This is a genomic window from Cytobacillus spartinae, from assembly GCF_042865285.1.
Classification (GTDB): Bacteria; Bacillota; Bacilli; order Bacillales; family Cytobacillaceae; genus Robertmurraya_A; species Robertmurraya_A spartinae.
Genome location: NZ_JBIACK010000009.1, coordinates 77,859 through 94,847, shown reverse-complemented (window position 1 = coordinate 94,847; position 16,989 = coordinate 77,859). Strand labels below are relative to the sequence as shown.

The window sequence follows — 16,989 nt, the reverse complement described above, 5'->3', positions numbered from 1 at the left end:
TGGTGCTGAACTCTTTTGACGTTTAACGAGAAGATTAAGCTTCCTTAGCTTCACTTTCTGCCTTTTCTAACATCATTTGCTTATGTTTCGTAGCTTCATTCACTTGCTCATCTGCATGGTATGAGGAGCGTACTAAAGGACCTGCCTCGCAATGGCTAAATCCTTTGCTTAATGCAATCTCTTTAAGCTCTTGGAACTCATCCGGATGGTAGTATTTTTTTACATCTAAATGCTTTTTAGTTGGTTGTAGGTATTGACCAATAGTCATAATATCAACGTTGTTTGCTCTTAAATCATCCATCGTTTCAATAATTTCTTCTTTCGTCTCTCCTAGTCCAATCATGAGACTGGATTTAGTTGGAATGTCTGGCTGCATTTCTTTTGCACGACGTAAAAATTCCAGTGAACGATCGTATTTTGCACGTGCACGAACACGATCAGATAATCCTCGAACGGTCTCGATATTATGGTTTAAGATATCTGGTCTTGCATCCATTAGGGTCTTAAGATTGTCATAAACTCCACCCATATCAGAAGGAAGGACTTCAATGCTAGTGAAGGGACTTTTCCTACGAATAGCTCTGACGGTTTCAGCAAAGACTGCTGCTCCTCCATCTTTTAAGTCATCTCTAGCGACAGCAGTAATGACTGCATGCTTAAGATTCATTAATGCGACCGAATCTGCTACTCTTTCTGGCTCTTGCAAGTCTAATTCTGTTGGAAAACCTGTTTTAACAGCACAGAAGCGACATGCTCTCGTACATATATCACCAAGAATCATAAATGTTGCTGTTCTTCTTACAGCCCAGCATTCATGAATGTTTGGACATCTAGCTTCCTCACAAACGGTATGAAGGTTTTTCTCCCTCATCATCTTTTTGAGTCCTGTGTAATTTTCATTTGTATTTAATTTAATTTTTAACCACTCGGGTTTGCGTAAGTATTCTTTTTTACTCAATCTTTCCACTCCATCCTTAACTGATAAGTGTTGGCACTAATTCTATAAATATGAATTAGATTGCGTCTGTTGTCACTTTAACACAACCTATAATGAACGACAAGCCGAAGATATTGGGATTACCATTAATTGATATTTATTAATTTTACCAAATCTCACAAACTAATCATGTGAAACGAGCGAATGTGAAAAGAGAACTTATGAAAACTCACTATTTTAAATAAAGTTGTGCAAGTGGTCACTAATATTAAAGGTGTTAAAGAATTCTCTAAAATCCAAAAGGGGGGAGTATTTTGCGACTTTTTCGAATTACTTCTTTATTTATTTGTATTTTCTTAATTACCAGTAGTGTTAAGGTACACGGTGAAAGTGAAAAGTCGGACATATATAAACAACGGATGGAACTTTATACGAAAGTAGAGGCAGTAACCAATATTCCTTGGTACTACTTAGCTGCCGTTGACCAGTATGAACGAAATATCCGCTCGGCTAGAAGAGATCTCCCTAAAGCGGAGGGACTTACCGGAATCTATTTTAAGCCTGAAGAATGGGTAGGTTTACTTAATCCAAACCCTGATGATGAGAATCCAACATCCATTAAATTCTTTAACGGAATTGGATTTGATGGAAATGGTGACGGGAAAGCAAGCTTAAAAAATGACGAAGATGTTCTACACGCTTTTGCAAATTATCTCCTGTCATACGGTGTCGATCATGACAATATAAAGATTGGTCTTTGGGATTATTACAAACGTGATAAAACCGTTGGGATTATTATAGGTAAAGCTTCTATATACAAGCACTTTAACCGGTTAGACTTAGACGACCATGCGTTTCCGGTCCCTCTCAGAAATAATTACAGTTATAAAAACACATGGGGAGATGCTCGTGGATGGGGCGGTCGGAGAATTCACGAAGGAACCGATATCTTCGCTAATTATGGGGTACCAGTTAGGGCTACCTCCTATGGAATTATTGAAATGAAGGGCTGGAATCGTTACGGAGGTTGGAGAATCGGAATCCGAGATATAAATAATAACTACCACTATTTCGCCCATCTGAGTGGATTTGCAAAGGATTTAAAAGCAGGTCAAATTGTTGAACCTGGCATGTTAATAGGCGGTGTTGGAAGCTCTGGCTACGGTCCTCCTGGAACGTCAGGCAAATTCCCTCCACACCTCCATTATGGGATGTACAAGGATAATGGATATACAGAATGGTCTTATGATCCATACCCACATTTAAGGTTATGGGAGCGACAAGAGCGTCAAAAGGCTAGGAAGAAGAGGTAGTTAAAAATGTATAGGAATAATAATAGCCTACACAACACTTAAAGCTAAAAAGGACTACCGACTCTTTGTCGGTAGCCCTTTTAACATTTAGATTAGTTTGCTTTCTTAGACTTAGAAACTGCATTGATAATACTCGCAGCAAGTCCTCCCCAAATGATAACCATCCCAATAAGCATCATTGTAATTGCACTTCCAGACATTATTGAGATACCTCCTTCTTGTCAGTGACTTCAAGTGTGCCTTTATCCCATTTGAATTTCATGAAGACAAATCCGAGGATAATTGCTCCAATTGCTACACCCCATCCGGAGTATAAAAGGAAGCTAGTTGGATATCCTTCATAATTATCTTTAATGTTAGTGATAATATTTTGAACCATCATGTACCCTAACACAGCAGGTGTAATGAATCCTAAGCAAATTCTCCACCAAGCGCCAAGCTTAATATCAGAAATGCTATCAGCATGAGATTGTAAGTTCTTTAATTCCCTTGATCCCCAAGCAACTAGAACTACTGATACAAGACCTGCTAATGCTACACCAAATTGGTTAATAAAGTAGTCTGCAGCATCTAGGAAATATAATCCACCTTTTGTAGCAAACAGGATAGAGATTAATGCAGATAGACCTCCACCGACAGCTACTGCTTTTGTACGTGAAACTTTAAACTTATCTTGCACCCCAGCTACAAATGTTTCTACGATTGATATTAATGAAGATAATCCAGCTAAAACTAGACAGATAAAGAATAGAGATCCGAAGAATCCATTTAGTGCAGGGAACTCATTAATAATTTGCGGGAATACCACAAAGGCTAATCCAACACCTGCAGTAACAACTTCATTTACAGGTACTCCAGCTTGGTTTGCCATAAATCCTAATGCAGCAAATACCCCAATACCAGCTAAAAGCTCGAAACCAGAGTTTGCAAAACCAGTAATGAATGCATTGTTTGTTAAATCTGTTTTCTTCTTTGGAAGGTAACTAGAATACGTAACCATGATAGCGAATGCAATAGATAAGCTGAAGAAAATCTGACCGTAAGCTGCTACCCAAACTTTTCCATCTGCAATTTTGCTCCAGTCTGGTTTAAAGAATGCATCTAGACCTTGAGCGGCACCATCAAGTGTTAAAGCACGAACAACGATAACTAAGAATAAGATTACAAGTGCAGGAATAAAGATTTTGTTCGCAACTTCAATACCTTTTTTAACACCTTTGAATAATACACCTAAAGTAATAACCCAAACGAGAATTAAAGGAATAAATACACCTGGAACGATTCCTCCAACTTGACCAGGAGTTTCAGCTAACTTCAAGTAGCTTCCAAATAAGAATCCACTTGGATCGTCACCCCATTTAAGGTTGAACGAAAATACTGCGAATGACATAGCCCATGCGATAATTACCGCATAATAGGTTGAGATGACAAATGAAACAGCTACTTGCCACCAGCCAAGCCATTCAAACTTTTTGTTTAGACGTGCATACGATAATGGAGCTGAACCACGGTACTTATGACCAATTGTAAACTCCATAATTAGAAGCGGAATCCCTGCTGTTAAAAGTGCAAACAGATAAGGGAAAAAGAATGCTCCTCCTCCATTTTCATAAGCTACTGCCGGGAACCTCCAGATATTTCCTAGACCTACCGCTGATCCAACAGCTGCTAGAATAAATCCTGCTCGTGTCCCCCACTGTGGACGATTTTCCATAGTAAATCCTACCTCCTACTTTAGTCTCTTCATCTCCTGTAATTAAAAGAAGAATTGAAACTTTTTTTATTTTCTGATTTTTTAGTATAATATAAAATTAGTATAGCTAGTTTTTTTTCATCTGTCAAAACATTATTAGTAGAATAGTAATCTTTTTTCCATCAAGCATTCGGCTATGGATAACACATTATTTTCTAACGCTTTACCACTTTAAAATATTATACTAATAATTATTTGCACCTCCTTTTCTAAAGCTTATTCAATAAATAGTCGAAAAATTTCTTCTATTATAAAAAAGAAGACAAGAAATTTTTCCTTGTCTTCAATAAACATTCTATAGTATTTATTTCTTATCATTTAAACATTCTTTTTTCTACTAAATACAAAGATGAACATTAATAACAGTACGATAATCATCAACCAGGCAGGTACCATACTTCCAGTTAATCCAAAAACAACATAACCGGCAATAGCTATTACTGCTGATATAAGGGCATATGGTAGCTGAGTCATCACATGATCAATATGGTTACATCCAGCACCTGTTGATGAAAGGATTGTTGTATCTGAGATTGGAGAGCAATGATCTCCAAAAACGGAGCCTGCTAATACAGCTGCCATAGCAGGTAATAGCATGCTTATATCTGTCACTGCAGATATTTCCCCGGCTATCGGAAGCAAGATTCCAAATGAGCCCCAAGAAGTTCCTGTAGAGAAAGCCATAACTCCAGCGATTATGAATAAAATTACTGGTAAATAGGCTGTGTTTAGATTAGAATTTTCTACGAATTGTGCTAAGAAAGCCCCTGTTTCTAACTGACCAATCAAATCAACGATAACCCACGCAAACATTAAAATATAAACGGCTGGTAACATTGATTTAACTCCTTCGATTAACCCAGTAACCATCAAACTTCCGTTAACACCCTTAAATATAAATACTTGGCGGAAAAATAACACCATTGTAACGGTCAATCCTACTAAGCCACCTAGGATTAGGGACTTCGCTACATCTGTATTTTCAAAAATAGCAAGAAGAGTTGCTTTCCCTTCAATAGCTGTATAGCCTGTCCATAACATTGATCCTACTGTCCCAATGACCAACGCTAAAATAGGCCATGTTAAATCACCTACTGTACCCTTATTACTCGTCGGTAGGTCCTCTTTTAATTCACCTGGAGCAGGTTTGTTAGAATCTAACACTTGTCCTTCAAAAACCGCTCTTTCTTCATGAACTCTCATTGCTCCGATGTTTATATTTCGTAACGCGACAATAAATACCATCGCAATTGCGGTCCATACATATAGGTTCATGGGAATCATTTGAATAAAAGCAGAGAATGCTGATGTTTCCGTTACATTGTGTGCCACAAGAATTGGAGCAATCAGAGCAATGATGTATGCACCCCAGCTTGATATTGGTGACACAACACATATTGGTGCTGACGTTGAATCAATTATATATGCGAGCTTTGCTCGTGATACTTTTTGGCGATCTGTAATGGGTCGTGATACTTGTCCAACAGCCAGTGCATTAAAATAATCATCAATAAAAATAATAATACCAAGAAACGCTGCAACCATTTGAGCACCAGCACGTGATTTAACTCTCTTCATCGCCCATTCACCAAAGGCACGACTTCCACCTGATATAGAAATGAATGCAGTTATTACACCTAATACTAGTAAGAACAAAATAATATATACGTTCCAAGTATTAAGCTCTCCATCTGAGATAAAAATTCCTTTTGTAGCTGTGAGAATAATGGAAAATGTTTTTGATATATTAAACTCAGACAACAAAACTGCTGCTGTTAAGATTCCCACACCTAAAGATAGTAGGACTCTTCTCGTAAGAATAACCATTAATATCGCAATTAATGGAGGTAATAAAGAAAATACTGTGTTAATCATCTTTTGTTGCTCTCCTTCTATTTTTACTAGATAGTAGGAGCATAAGAAAACGGTGCGCTATTAAGCAATAGAGGCGTTGTCGATTCTTTTAAGCGCATTATTTAATAATGAATGCCTCAAAAGCCTAGTTAGCGCGAAGGAGAAAATAAACAAGGAGTAATGATAGAGAAAAATCTATCATTACTCCTTGTTAAAGTAATTAGTTTCTCCATCCTGATCTGTAGCTCCCCATTATAGAAAAGTTTCTATAATGACAGTGATACTCTTGTTAAAAGTATCCCCAGCAAAATAAGTGTTGACATACTTAGTCTGCTTCGGCGGCCTTCCCTTTCGGCTATGATCAACGTTGTCATCCTCACATAGCGTACTAATAATGGTCGCACCTCTACCCCATCGGACATGATAAGGTTTTATTAAATTATTTTTTTAGTATAGCAACTTATTTTATAATAGTCGAGAAGTTTCTTACATTTAATTAACTGGTAATTCTAAGGAAGGTGTTGATCCTTCACCCGGACCATAAAACTGAGGAACCTCTCCAGGAACTAATCCCATTGCTACCGGGATATCTTGTTTGACTGTAGTAATTTTTGTAGCAAACGGAATAATAATTTGGACATTCACTTCAAGATGAATAAATACCTCAACATAGGCATTGTTAATTCCATATTCTGTAACTTTAGTTTTAACATCTGAGCGAATATCTCCAATGGCATTAAATCGAACAGGGATTTGCGGACCTAAGTTCCCCAATAACGCATTGTTTGTCGCTTGCCCTAAAGGAACATAATAGACAATTCCCTCTTCACTTTTAGTATCATCCATTTCAATCTCAACATCTGTCAATAATTCTAGTGAGGATAAATTTCCTCTTTCAGCTTCTTTAATGTTCATCTGTACAAGATTTGTAGTTTCAGCTAACACACGGTTAATAATCTCTGTGTTAAACTTGATCATCCCTGAGCCGCCATTTTCAGCTGATGATTCTTCTATAATTTCATTTATATCCATTACATTAGCTACTTTTTTGTTAATGGCCTTACTTATCACTAGAGTGGCAATTTTTCTAGTTTGTGAGTCTGCATAGCTTATAAGAGTAGGCTTTAACCCCTCATTAATGATCCATAAGCCCGCTGCTGTCGAAAAGGAAAAAAAGACGAATGTAAGTAAAAATACATACCTAAACGGCAAAGGACCTCTCCGCGGCCGCGGACCGCGAAATTTTGGCAAGACAAATCCCCCCTTTACAAGCTATATGTATGCTGAAAAGAGGGGAACTAGCGCAAAATTTTTAAATTTGTTTTCTTTTTTATTTTTTTGGTAAAGTGATTTTTAAGAAGATACATTATGGATTTCTGTTTTTCTATTCTTTAGGGAAAGTTGTATCACACCCAGTAATAACCACTGTTAACTCTGCACACATATCTAACTCATATGGCTCAACCGTCTGACCATTTTCTTCTAAAATTCTAACGAAAGGTCTGTCACTCACACCAACGTTTTGTTTGGATACTACACCTTTACGTCCATCATTTAATTCAACGGTAATCCCCACTGGATAAATGGCCACTGCACGTCGAAACGCTTCTACCACTTTTTGATCAAATAGTGACCCCACTCCAGCAAATAAGATTTCTAGCCCGTCATGTGGTAACATGGCTCTTCTATATACTCTGTTAGAAGTAACAGCATCAAACACATCCGCCACCGCAATAATTCTTCCATACTCATGGATATCTGCACCTTTAATTCCTCTAGGATACCCTGATCCATTCATCCGCTCATGGTGCTGGTACGCACAATGTGCTACTAACAATGAAATGGTTTGAACATTTCTTAGTATGTTGAATCCTTCTTCAGGATGCTTTTTTACTTCAAAAAATTCTTCTTCAGTAAGTTTTCCTGGCTTTAATAGTATTTCTGCCGGAATCTTCATCTTACCTACATCATGCAAAATAGCCCCCAGCCCAAGTAACTCTAATTCTCTTGGACGCAGTTGTAGCTCCATGCCGATTGCTAAGGAATACATGGTTACATTCAGAGAGTGGGTAAAAATATAATTATCGTATGTATAAACATCCGATAATAATGTAAGCAAGTCACGATTATTTTTTATTTCACTTAGTAAGTGTCTGATAACCTCCGTAAAGCGCTGTGAAGCTTTTTCGATCACAAATGAGCTTGATATTGAGCTTTCTTTTTGTACCTGAGCAAAAGTAGACTCAATAGTGTTCATTGCTTCTTTTCTTAATTCTTCAGAAATCGCACTTTTAAAGCTTATATCAGCAGTAGCTTCATCTTTAATATAAATATATGAGATTCCTTTCTCTTGAAGCCGCTGGATGACCTTTTCCCCTAGCTCTACCCCTTCATTAAGTAGAACTTGTCCTTTGTCATTCAATATAGCTTTTCCAAGAATTGAACCCGGTTCTACAAATTCGGTTGCAACTAGTCTCATGAAGAATAACTCCCGTTTCTTAAGTGTAAAAATATGATTATCTGAACCAATAATTTAAATAGCTACAAATTCTAGTAAAATTTGATAGTAAATATTACATATTTCAACAAAAATTTCTATTATTACCTACAATAACTTTATCTATTATACTAATTCAACAGACTTTTGTACCTTATTTATTGATTAATTTATCTAAATAGACAAACTTCTGTCACTTTTCACTACGTTTCTACCATATTAATTCCATTATATGGGCATTAATGGTGCTTACACGAGTTTTCAGCTGAAGATGGACCTATAAAGCTCTTATTGAAACTCAGTCAAAATCTATCGTTAAGGTGTACTAACTACTTTTAATATATATTATGTTTTAGAGTTGTATAACCTTTCTCTAAATTAAAATAAGGCCGCATTGCAGCGACCCTTCTACTTTATATCATTTTAAGCATTGCATCTTTACCCTTCATCCCTTTATGGATACCTAATGCCTCTGCTTCATAAGTGACTGATTCTAGAGGAGCTTCTAAAAGCTGTTCGATCGTTTTTACACCTACAGCTCTTCCTGCTATCACTTTCCGGTCCTTTAACTTTTCGTTTAGCAAAGCAACGTCAAGTGCTCCACACATTATATATCCTTTATCACTGGTAACCACCAGTAGATTTGTTTTCGGTAATACTACAGATACGCTTAAAAATGTATGCCCGTTAATTTCGATAGGCGATAAATTCATCATTTTTTCCACGCTCCCTTCCCTATATCATTATGAATGGAAGGGAAAAACGTGTATGTTTCGTTTGCCCTTTTTACACACTTTTTATGAGCAATCCTTTCCAGACTTTAGCTTCCATTCGATAAGGTCACGGAGAAACTCTGGAAGGTAATAGGTTTTATGCTTAGCTCTATGGATCTCCGGGAAAAAGCGTCCAAAAGTAAACATGTCTGGTATAGCCAATCTGTAGATTTTCTCTCTAACAAGCTCCTCATTGTTAATCTTAATATTTAGGCCCTTGCTTCCTTTAAAGATTGTAATTCCCGCGTATACGATACTCCCCATCACTGTCCCCCTGAACCCTAAGCCCTTTAATTGAAGATCTGCCCATTTCTCATTTAGAGTCTGTGTTAATACTTCTTTCAATTCTACTCCTGAAAGTTCCACTACACATGGATTAATCGGATGAGGACATATACTAAGCAAATCGTAAGGAGTGACAACGTCTTTTTCAAGATCCTTAAGGATTAATCCTTTATTTAAAAAAGCACAATCTGCCTCACACCATTCCATTAGTGCCGAACATAACATGGCTGCCATATCATGCTTATTCTTAATCTCTTCTGGAACTTTCGCAATTTCCTTACTTAATATACTTTTACCATTTTCATATAACTCGGAGATCATTACATCTTCATTATCTAAGAAAGGAAGTTTATTCGAATCATAAAGAATTGCTTTTTTATGAATTAATTGCTTCGTAATAGGGTCTACCTGTAACCTTACGTGCCCCACATACATACCAAACTTCCCAGCAGCACCTAGAAGGCTATTATTTATTAATTTTCCCTCATGTAAAATGTGATGGGTATGTGCTCCTAGAATAACATCGATCTCAGGAAACTGTTCAGCAATCTGTTCATCCTCATTAATTCCAAGATGGGATAATAAAATAATAATGTCTGCCTTTTCTTTGAGATTCTCTAACTGGGCTGATAACTCTTCTAGCGGATTTGTCAAACGCCAACCTAGTAGATGATAGAAGTGAGAAAAGTAAGCTGTTAGTCCAATGACACCAAGTTTGATTCCACTCTTTGTTTTGTATATGGAATAAGGTTTTACCCATTGTGGATGTTTTCCATCCTCTGTATAAAGATTAGCTACTAAAACCTGAAAGGTAGCATCGTCATATAATGTGTTTAAATCTTTAAAGGGAAGTGTTATGCCCTCGTTATTTCCAATCGTAGCCGCATCATAACCGGCTTTGTTTAAAAGGGTAGTATTCCCCTTCCCTCTAGTGCCATCAGATAACGGGTGCCACCTGTCCATATGGTCACCAATATCAAACATAAACACGTCTTCCCCAACTTCTGTGTGCCATTTTCTCCGACTGACTAGAAGTTCATGGATTCTAGGCCAATGCTCGAAATGGCTATGTAAATCATTCGTATGATAAATATGAATTTCTTCCATCTTCCACTCCCCTTATCCCATTATCCCTTGATAAATAAGTCGTAGCCCTACAAAGATAAGGATTAATCTTAAAATCTGTACGACCGTATCACTTTTTATTTTTGTGTTTACGACTGCACCAAGCCTTGCTCCAATCCATGCTCCAGGGATCAGAGCCGCTGCATAAGCCCAGTCCACGTTACCAAAACTAATGTGAGTAACAGAGCTTAAAATCGCTGAAAGAAAAATCATGAACATAGAAGTAGCAACAGCTACATGTGGTGGGAATAAGAATAGCAGTATCATAGCTGGGACCAGAAGTGATCCTCCACCAATACCAAAAATCCCTGATAAAAAGCCCACGAAAAAGGCAATACATAATCCTAAGAGCAGTGAATATCCATACTCATATGTTTTCCCACTCTGGTCGGTAAAGGTTCTCTGAATGTTTTTCCCTTTTAGTATTGGCATTGGCTTTAATTTATTCCTAATCATTAAAATAATAGAGACAACTATCATAAAAATACCGAAATAAATATTAAAAGTTTTCATATTTAACGCTTGATTGACCCATGCTCCTACAATTCCACCTGGTCCACTTCCAATAAAAAATATCAGTCCACTCTTATAATCAACTGTTTTATGTTTCAAATACGTTAAAGTAGATGATAAACCGGTAAATATCATAATTAGAAGAGATGTCCCCACTGCAACTTGCGGCGATATTCCTTTTAAAAGGCTTGTGTATGTGCCAAAGAAAAGCAATGCTGGTACTACAATAATTCCACCACCAAGGCCAATTAGAGCACCTAAAAAGCCTGCTGAAAGTCCAATTAAAATTAACACAAGCCATTCCATCTTTTATCCCCCTGTTAAAACAGATCCAATTGTCGCGGCGCTAATTGATCGTATTCGATATTCAACATTTCAATAAGTTGCTTAGCATTATCGGCTGCATCTCCACCAGAGTTGTTGTTAAATAGGACGTACACATCCTTACAATCTTCTTGAAGTGCTTTGATGTGAGCAACCCATTCAACCAGCTCCTGGTCGTTGTATCTGTATAAATATCGTACTTCACGCCAATTTTCTGCATTTCTCTTTTGCCATCCATATACATTTCTACCGTGAAATCGAACGAGCAGCTTATCAGGAGTGGTAATCTCAAGCACTGTAGGAATCGAACCTTCCCCTGATTGTGGTTCATCACAAATACTATGAATCCATTTTTCTTCTTTCATAAATCTTATCGTTTTATCATAGAAAGCTGGCCGAAACCAAGACTGATGCCTAAATTCTAAGGCACAAGGAATCTCACCCATTTCTTCCTTACACCACCTCAAATAGTCAACATTTTCCCTCTTACAATCAAACCAAGGAGGAAACTGAAACAAAACCATGGCAAGTTTACTTCCTTCTATGTAGGGTTGTAGGGATTCCTTGAAGGCTTCAAACATTTCTTTCTGACTTTCAAATGGTATATCTCCACGTTGATGGCCAGTCATGCCTTGATATGCTTTTACAATAAACTGAAAGGATGACGGAGTGTCTTGCACCCATCTTTCAGAATTCTTTTTTGGCTGTATCGCATAGAATGACGCATCTACTTCAACGGTTGGAAAATAGCCCGAGTAATCCTTTAACTTATTTCTTGGAGACGGGTTTGGGCCATACAAACTATCATGGTCTCCCCATCCGGTTAATCCAATATAGATCATGGAGTCTCCTCCTTTAGATACGAACTTTAACTAAATATTATGGTTCATTTTATAATAAAAATTGGTCTTTTACAGAAATTTTATAAAATTTATTTTAGCATATCAAAGAAGAAGGGTTGAACTAGCTTAATTTTACAAATTTACAATGGAGCTCCTGGAATTTTTGCATGTGAAGAATAATTTTATTGCTGCATAGTAGTTCATATTTGCACCTGGAAAGAGCACATATGCACGCCTCTCTACATATATGCACAGTTCTCACACGTTTGTCACAGATACACTTAAAAACTATTTGAGACACAAAAAACCGCTCACCCTAAGATGAACGGTTTTGACTTATCGTTATTAACCAATTGAACCTTCCATCTCGAACTTGATTAGACGGTTCATCTCTACTGCATATTCCATTGGAAGCTCTTTCGTAAATGGCTCGATGAAGCCCATTACGATCATTTCAGTTGCTTCTTCTTCAGAAATTCCACGGCTCATTAAGTAGAATAATTGCTCTTCAGATACTTTAGAAACTTTCGCTTCGTGCTCTAAAGAGATATTGTCGTTAAGAATTTCATTGTATGGAATAGTATCAGAAGTTGATTTGTTATCCATGATTAGTGTATCACACTCGATGTTTGAACGAGCGCCATCTGCTTTACGGCCAAAGTGAACGATACCACGGTATGTTACTTTACCGCCTTGTTTTGAAATTGATTTAGAAACTATCGTTGAAGAAGTGTTTGGTGCTAAGTGAATCATTTTTGCACCAGCATCTTGGTGTTGACCTTTACCCGCTAATGCGATAGAAAGAGTCATACCTCGAGCGCCTTCTCCTTTTAAAATAACAGCTGGATATTTCATCGTTAATTTAGAACCGATGTTTCCGTCAATCCATTCCATAGTAGCGTTTGCTTCACAAACAGCACGCTTTGTAACTAGGTTAAATACGTTATTCGCCCAGTTTTGAATCGTTGTATAACGGCAATAAGCGTCTTTTTTAATGATGATTTCAACAACCGCACTGTGAAGTGAGTTTGTTGTATAAACAGGAGCTGTACACCCTTCAACATAGTGAACATGTGCGCCTTCATCAACGATGATAAGAGTACGCTCGAATTGTCCCATGTTTTCAGAATTGATACGGAAGTAAGCTTGTAGTGGAGTCTCAACCTTAATTCCTTTAGGAACATAGATGAAAGATCCACCAGACCATACAGCTGAGTTTAACGCAGCAAACTTATTGTCTGTTGGTGGGATTACTTTACCCCAGTGCTCACGGAAAATATCTTCATTTTCTCTTAAAGCAGAGTCAGTGTCTTTGAACACAATTCCTTGTGCTTCAAGATCTTCTTGCATATTGTGATAAACAACCTCAGATTCGTACTGTGCAGATACACCAGCAAGATATTTTTGCTCTGCTTCAGGGATTCCAAGCTTATCAAATGTTTGTTTGATTTCTTCAGGAACTTCATCCCAAGAACGCTCTGTCTTCTCTGATGGTTTTACGTAATAGGTAATCTCATCAAAGTTTAACGCCATTAAATCTCCGCCCCATTGCGGCATTGGCATATTGTAAAAGTGCTCCAATGATTTCAAACGGAAGTCAAGCATCCACTGAGGCTCTTGCTTCATTTTTGAAATTTCTTCAACGATTTCACGTGTTAATCCACGCTTAGATCGGAATATGGAAACATCCTTATCGGCAAAACCATATTTATAATCACCGATTTCAGGCGCTTTTTTAGCCATCGTCGAGTTCCTCCATTCATAGAGGACACTAATTAAAGTAAGTGCCCACTGTTATTGTTGTTCGTCTTCCTTAATCCCCTTCTCCATTGCCTTCCAAGCTAATGTTGCACACTTGATACGAGCAGGGAATTTTGATACTCCTTGAAGTGCCTCGATATCACCTAAGTCGATATCATCATCATAATCTTTCCCTTGCATCATATCAGAAAAAATCTGAGAAAGCTTTAGGGCATCCTCTACACTCTTTCCTTTGATTGCTTGGGTCATCATTGAAGCTGATGACATTGAGATTGAACAGCCTTCTCCATCAAATTTAGCATCTACAACTTTTCCGTCATTTAACTTTAAATTTAATTGGATTCGATCACCACAAGTAGGGTTGTTCATATTGATCGTTAAGCTATCATCCTCTAACACGCCTCTGTTTCGAGGATTTTTATAATGATCCATAATCACTTGTCTATAAAGGGTATCCAAATTATTAAAAGACATCGCTAAAATACTCCTTTGTTTTAACAAGCCCTGCTACAAGCTTATCAATGTCATCTTCTGTGTTGTATAAGTAGAAGCTAGCACGAGCAGTTGCTGAAACCTTTAACCACTTCATTAACGGCTGAGCACAATGATGGCCCGCGCGAACTGCGATTCCATCTGCATCCAATACAGTTGCTACATCATGTGGATGCACATCTGAAATGTTAAATGTGACTAAGCCAGCGCGCTTGTCAGGATCCTTAGGACCGTAAATCGTCATTCCTTCAACTTCAGACATTCTTTGAAGTGCATAGGCTGCTAACTTATGTTCATGGGCTTCGATATTTTCTAGACCTATTTCTTGTAAAAAGTCTATTGCAGCACCTAAACCGATAGCTCCTGCAATAATCGGTGTTCCCGCTTCAAACTTCCAAGGTAGTTCTTTCCAAGTCGATTCTTGCAATCCAACAAAGTCAATCATTTCTCCCCCGAATTCAACGGGCTCCATGTTCTCTAGCCATTTCTTTTTGCCATATAGGACTCCGATTCCTGTTGGTCCACACATCTTATGAGCTGAAAAAGCTAGAAAATCACAGTCTAAATCTTGGACATCAATTTTCATATGCGGTGCACTTTGAGCACCATCCACCACCATAATTGCACCATTTTCATGAGCAATCTGTGCGATTTCTTTAATAGGATTCATGACTCCAAGAACATTAGAAACTTGCATGATTGAAACAATTTTTGTATTAGAAGTAACAATCTCTCTAATATCATCAAGAGAAATCGTACCATCTTCCTGAAGGTCTACATACTTAAGTATTGCACCAGTTGCTCTCGCAATTTGCTGCCATGGAATTACATTTGCATGGTGTTCCATGTATGAAATAACGATTTCATCACCTTCGCGAAGGTTCGCGCGAGCATAACTTTGCGCAACTGTATTTAGTGCAGTTGTTGCACCTCGAGTAAAGATAATTTCTTCAGTTGATTTAGCGTTAATAAACTTTCTTACTTTCTCTCTAGCTCCTTCGTAGCCATCTGTAGCTTTTGTACCTAGAGTATGAACACCACGGTGAACATTAGAGTTGTATTCGCGGTAGTACTTATCAAGAGCTTCAATTACTTGAACTGGCTTTTGAGAAGTCGCAGCACTGTCTAAATAAACGAGTGGTTTCCCGTTTACTTCCTGATCAAGAATCGGAAAGTATTGACGAATATCTTTGATATTCATTATTTTACTTTCCTTTCAATCACTTCAACTAGTTGCTTTTTAACTCCTTCAATTGGAAGTTCATTAACTACTGGTGCTAAGAATCCGTGAATAACTAGACGTTCTGCTTCACTTTGTGGAATTCCACGACTCATTAGATAGTAAAGCTGTAATGGATCAACACGTCCCACTGATGCAGCGTGTCCAGCTGTTACATCATCTTCATCAATTAGAAGAATTGGGTTGGCATCTCCACGAGCTTTTTCACTTAACATAAGAACACGTGACTCTTGCTCAGCATTTGATTTTGAAGCACCATGCTCAATTTTACCGATCCCATTAAAGATGGAAGAAGCGCTATCCTTCATAACACCATGCTTTAAGATATAGCCTTCGCTGTTCTTTCCAAAGTGGACAACTTTTGTTGTGAAGTTTTGAATTTGCTCTCCACGACCAACAACAACTGTCTTTGTATCACCTAAAGAGCCATCACCCATTAAGTTTGTTACATTTTCAGAAATGGTGTTTCCATCATTCATTAAACCTAGTGCCCATTCAATACGTGCATGTCTACCTGCAACACCTCGACGGTTCACATATGTTGTTGTACCTTTTGCGAGTGTGTCCACTGCACCATATTGTACTCGAGCATTGTCATTAGCAATTACTTCTGAAACAATATTAAAAATACTGTTCGCAGAGTCAACCGTTGAAATATAGTTTTCTACATACGTAACAGCTGAATTTGCTTCTGCTACGACTAATACATGGTTAAACACGTTCGCTTCTGCATCGTCATGAATAAATACAGCTTGAATTGGGTTTGTCAGTTCAACGTTTTTCGGTACGTATAAGAACATTCCACCGTTGACTAACGCTGCATGTAGAGCTGTTAATTTATGCTCATAAGGTTTTACGCCATCCTTCATAAAATACTTTTGAAGAAGGTCCCCGTGCTCACGAGCAGCTGTAAACATATCAACAAATACGACGCCTTTTTCTTGAAGCTCTGCAGAAACAGAAAGAATCGTAGGGCGGTTATTACGTTGAATATATAAATTTTGATCACTTGAATCGGCGTTAATAAGAGATCTAACTTCTTCAGGAAGATCATTTAACGTTCCATAATCATCACTTTTTACAATATGTTTATCAAATTGAGTGAAATTCCACTTATCAATTTTTGTTTTATCTGGTTTTGGAAGCGGCAATGTCTCAACATTTGCAAGCGCTTCTAAACGGAGCTCTGTTAACCAAGCTGGCTCGCCCATTTCTTTCGAAAAAGAGCTAACATACTCCTTATCAAATGGTAATTTTGTTTCAGTAGTCATACTTGATCC

15 protein-coding genes and 1 riboswitch are annotated in these 16,989 nt (G+C 37.7%); of the genes, 1 reads left to right on the top strand and 14 read right to left on the bottom strand.

Annotated features, from left to right (window positions below; genetic code table 11):
• Window positions 1-34: 34 nt before the first annotated feature.
• Window positions 35-958 carry a lipoyl synthase gene (gene lipA, locus ACFYKX_RS17195; protein WP_389362304.1) on the bottom strand — a complete coding sequence of 308 codons (924 nt, stop codon included), beginning with the start codon at window positions 956-958 and terminating at the stop codon, window positions 35-37.
• Window positions 959-1,287: 329 nt separating this feature from the next.
• On the opposite strand from lipA, the gene ACFYKX_RS17190 reads away from it, so the two are divergent.
• The gene (locus tag ACFYKX_RS17190) at window positions 1,288-2,250 is read left to right on the top strand and encodes a M23 family metallopeptidase (protein WP_389362421.1); all 963 of its coding nucleotides are present in this window, start codon (window positions 1,288-1,290) and stop codon (window positions 2,248-2,250) included.
• A gap of 92 nt (window positions 2,251-2,342) precedes the next feature.
• Here the strand turns inward: ACFYKX_RS17190 and ACFYKX_RS17185 are convergent, their stop codons facing one another.
• The 13 genes from ACFYKX_RS17185 to sufD form a co-directional block, all read right to left on the bottom strand.
• On the bottom strand, window positions 2,343-2,450 hold the full coding sequence (locus ACFYKX_RS17185; protein WP_389362303.1) for a methionine/alanine import family NSS transporter small subunit: 108 nt from the start codon (window positions 2,448-2,450) through the stop codon (window positions 2,343-2,345).
• A complete protein-coding gene (locus tag ACFYKX_RS17180) occupies window positions 2,450-3,964 on the bottom strand; it encodes a sodium-dependent transporter (protein WP_389362302.1) in 1,515 nt (504 codons plus the stop codon). Before ACFYKX_RS17180 ends, ACFYKX_RS17185 begins: the two co-directional genes overlap by 1 nt.
• Before the next feature lie 357 nt (window positions 3,965-4,321).
• Entirely contained in the window at window positions 4,322-5,878 is a 1,557-nt protein-coding gene (locus ACFYKX_RS17175; protein WP_389362301.1) for a Na+/H+ antiporter NhaC family protein, read from the bottom strand.
• Window positions 5,879-6,091: 213 nt separating this feature from the next.
• Window positions 6,092-6,274, bottom strand: a riboswitch (Lysine riboswitch).
• A 75-nt stretch (window positions 6,275-6,349) separates the two neighbouring features.
• Complete coding sequence (yunB, locus tag ACFYKX_RS17170; protein WP_389362300.1) at window positions 6,350-7,108, bottom strand: sporulation protein YunB; 759 nt, start codon at window positions 7,106-7,108, stop codon at window positions 6,350-6,352.
• Window positions 7,109-7,241: 133 nt separating this feature from the next.
• Window positions 7,242-8,336, bottom strand: a complete 1,095-nt coding sequence (locus ACFYKX_RS17165) for an HD-GYP domain-containing protein (RefSeq protein ID WP_389362299.1) — start codon at window positions 8,334-8,336, stop codon at window positions 7,242-7,244.
• A 431-nt stretch (window positions 8,337-8,767) separates the two neighbouring features.
• Window positions 8,768-9,070 (bottom strand): YunC family protein, encoded by a 303-nt coding sequence (locus tag ACFYKX_RS17160; RefSeq protein ID WP_389362298.1) that lies wholly within the window; start codon window positions 9,068-9,070, stop codon window positions 8,768-8,770.
• Window positions 9,071-9,151: 81 nt separating this feature from the next.
• Window positions 9,152-10,519 carry a bifunctional metallophosphatase/5'-nucleotidase gene (locus tag ACFYKX_RS17155; RefSeq protein WP_389362297.1) on the bottom strand — a complete coding sequence of 456 codons (1,368 nt, stop codon included), beginning with the start codon at window positions 10,517-10,519 and terminating at the stop codon, window positions 9,152-9,154.
• 12 nt (window positions 10,520-10,531) lie between these two features.
• Complete coding sequence (locus tag ACFYKX_RS17150) at window positions 10,532-11,356, bottom strand: sulfite exporter TauE/SafE family protein (RefSeq protein WP_389362296.1); 825 nt, start codon at window positions 11,354-11,356, stop codon at window positions 10,532-10,534.
• 14 nt (window positions 11,357-11,370) lie between these two features.
• Window positions 11,371-12,216 carry a DUF72 domain-containing protein gene (locus ACFYKX_RS17145; RefSeq protein ID WP_389362295.1) on the bottom strand — a complete coding sequence of 282 codons (846 nt, stop codon included), beginning with the start codon at window positions 12,214-12,216 and terminating at the stop codon, window positions 11,371-11,373.
• Between the two features lie 345 nt (window positions 12,217-12,561).
• The gene (sufB, locus tag ACFYKX_RS17140) at window positions 12,562-13,959 is read right to left on the bottom strand and encodes a Fe-S cluster assembly protein SufB (RefSeq protein WP_389362294.1); all 1,398 of its coding nucleotides are present in this window, start codon (window positions 13,957-13,959) and stop codon (window positions 12,562-12,564) included.
• A gap of 51 nt (window positions 13,960-14,010) precedes the next feature.
• Window positions 14,011-14,451, bottom strand: coding sequence for a Fe-S cluster assembly sulfur transfer protein SufU (sufU, locus tag ACFYKX_RS17135; RefSeq protein ID WP_389362293.1), 441 nt, complete (start codon window positions 14,449-14,451; stop codon window positions 14,011-14,013).
• Complete coding sequence (locus tag ACFYKX_RS17130) at window positions 14,441-15,670, bottom strand: cysteine desulfurase (RefSeq protein ID WP_389362292.1); 1,230 nt, start codon at window positions 15,668-15,670, stop codon at window positions 14,441-14,443. The genes sufU and ACFYKX_RS17130 overlap by 11 nt, the downstream gene beginning before the upstream one ends.
• On the bottom strand, window positions 15,670-16,980 hold the full coding sequence (gene sufD / locus ACFYKX_RS17125) for a Fe-S cluster assembly protein SufD (protein WP_389362291.1): 1,311 nt from the start codon (window positions 16,978-16,980) through the stop codon (window positions 15,670-15,672). Before sufD ends, ACFYKX_RS17130 begins: the two co-directional genes overlap by 1 nt.
• Window positions 16,981-16,989: the final 9 nt, after the last annotated feature.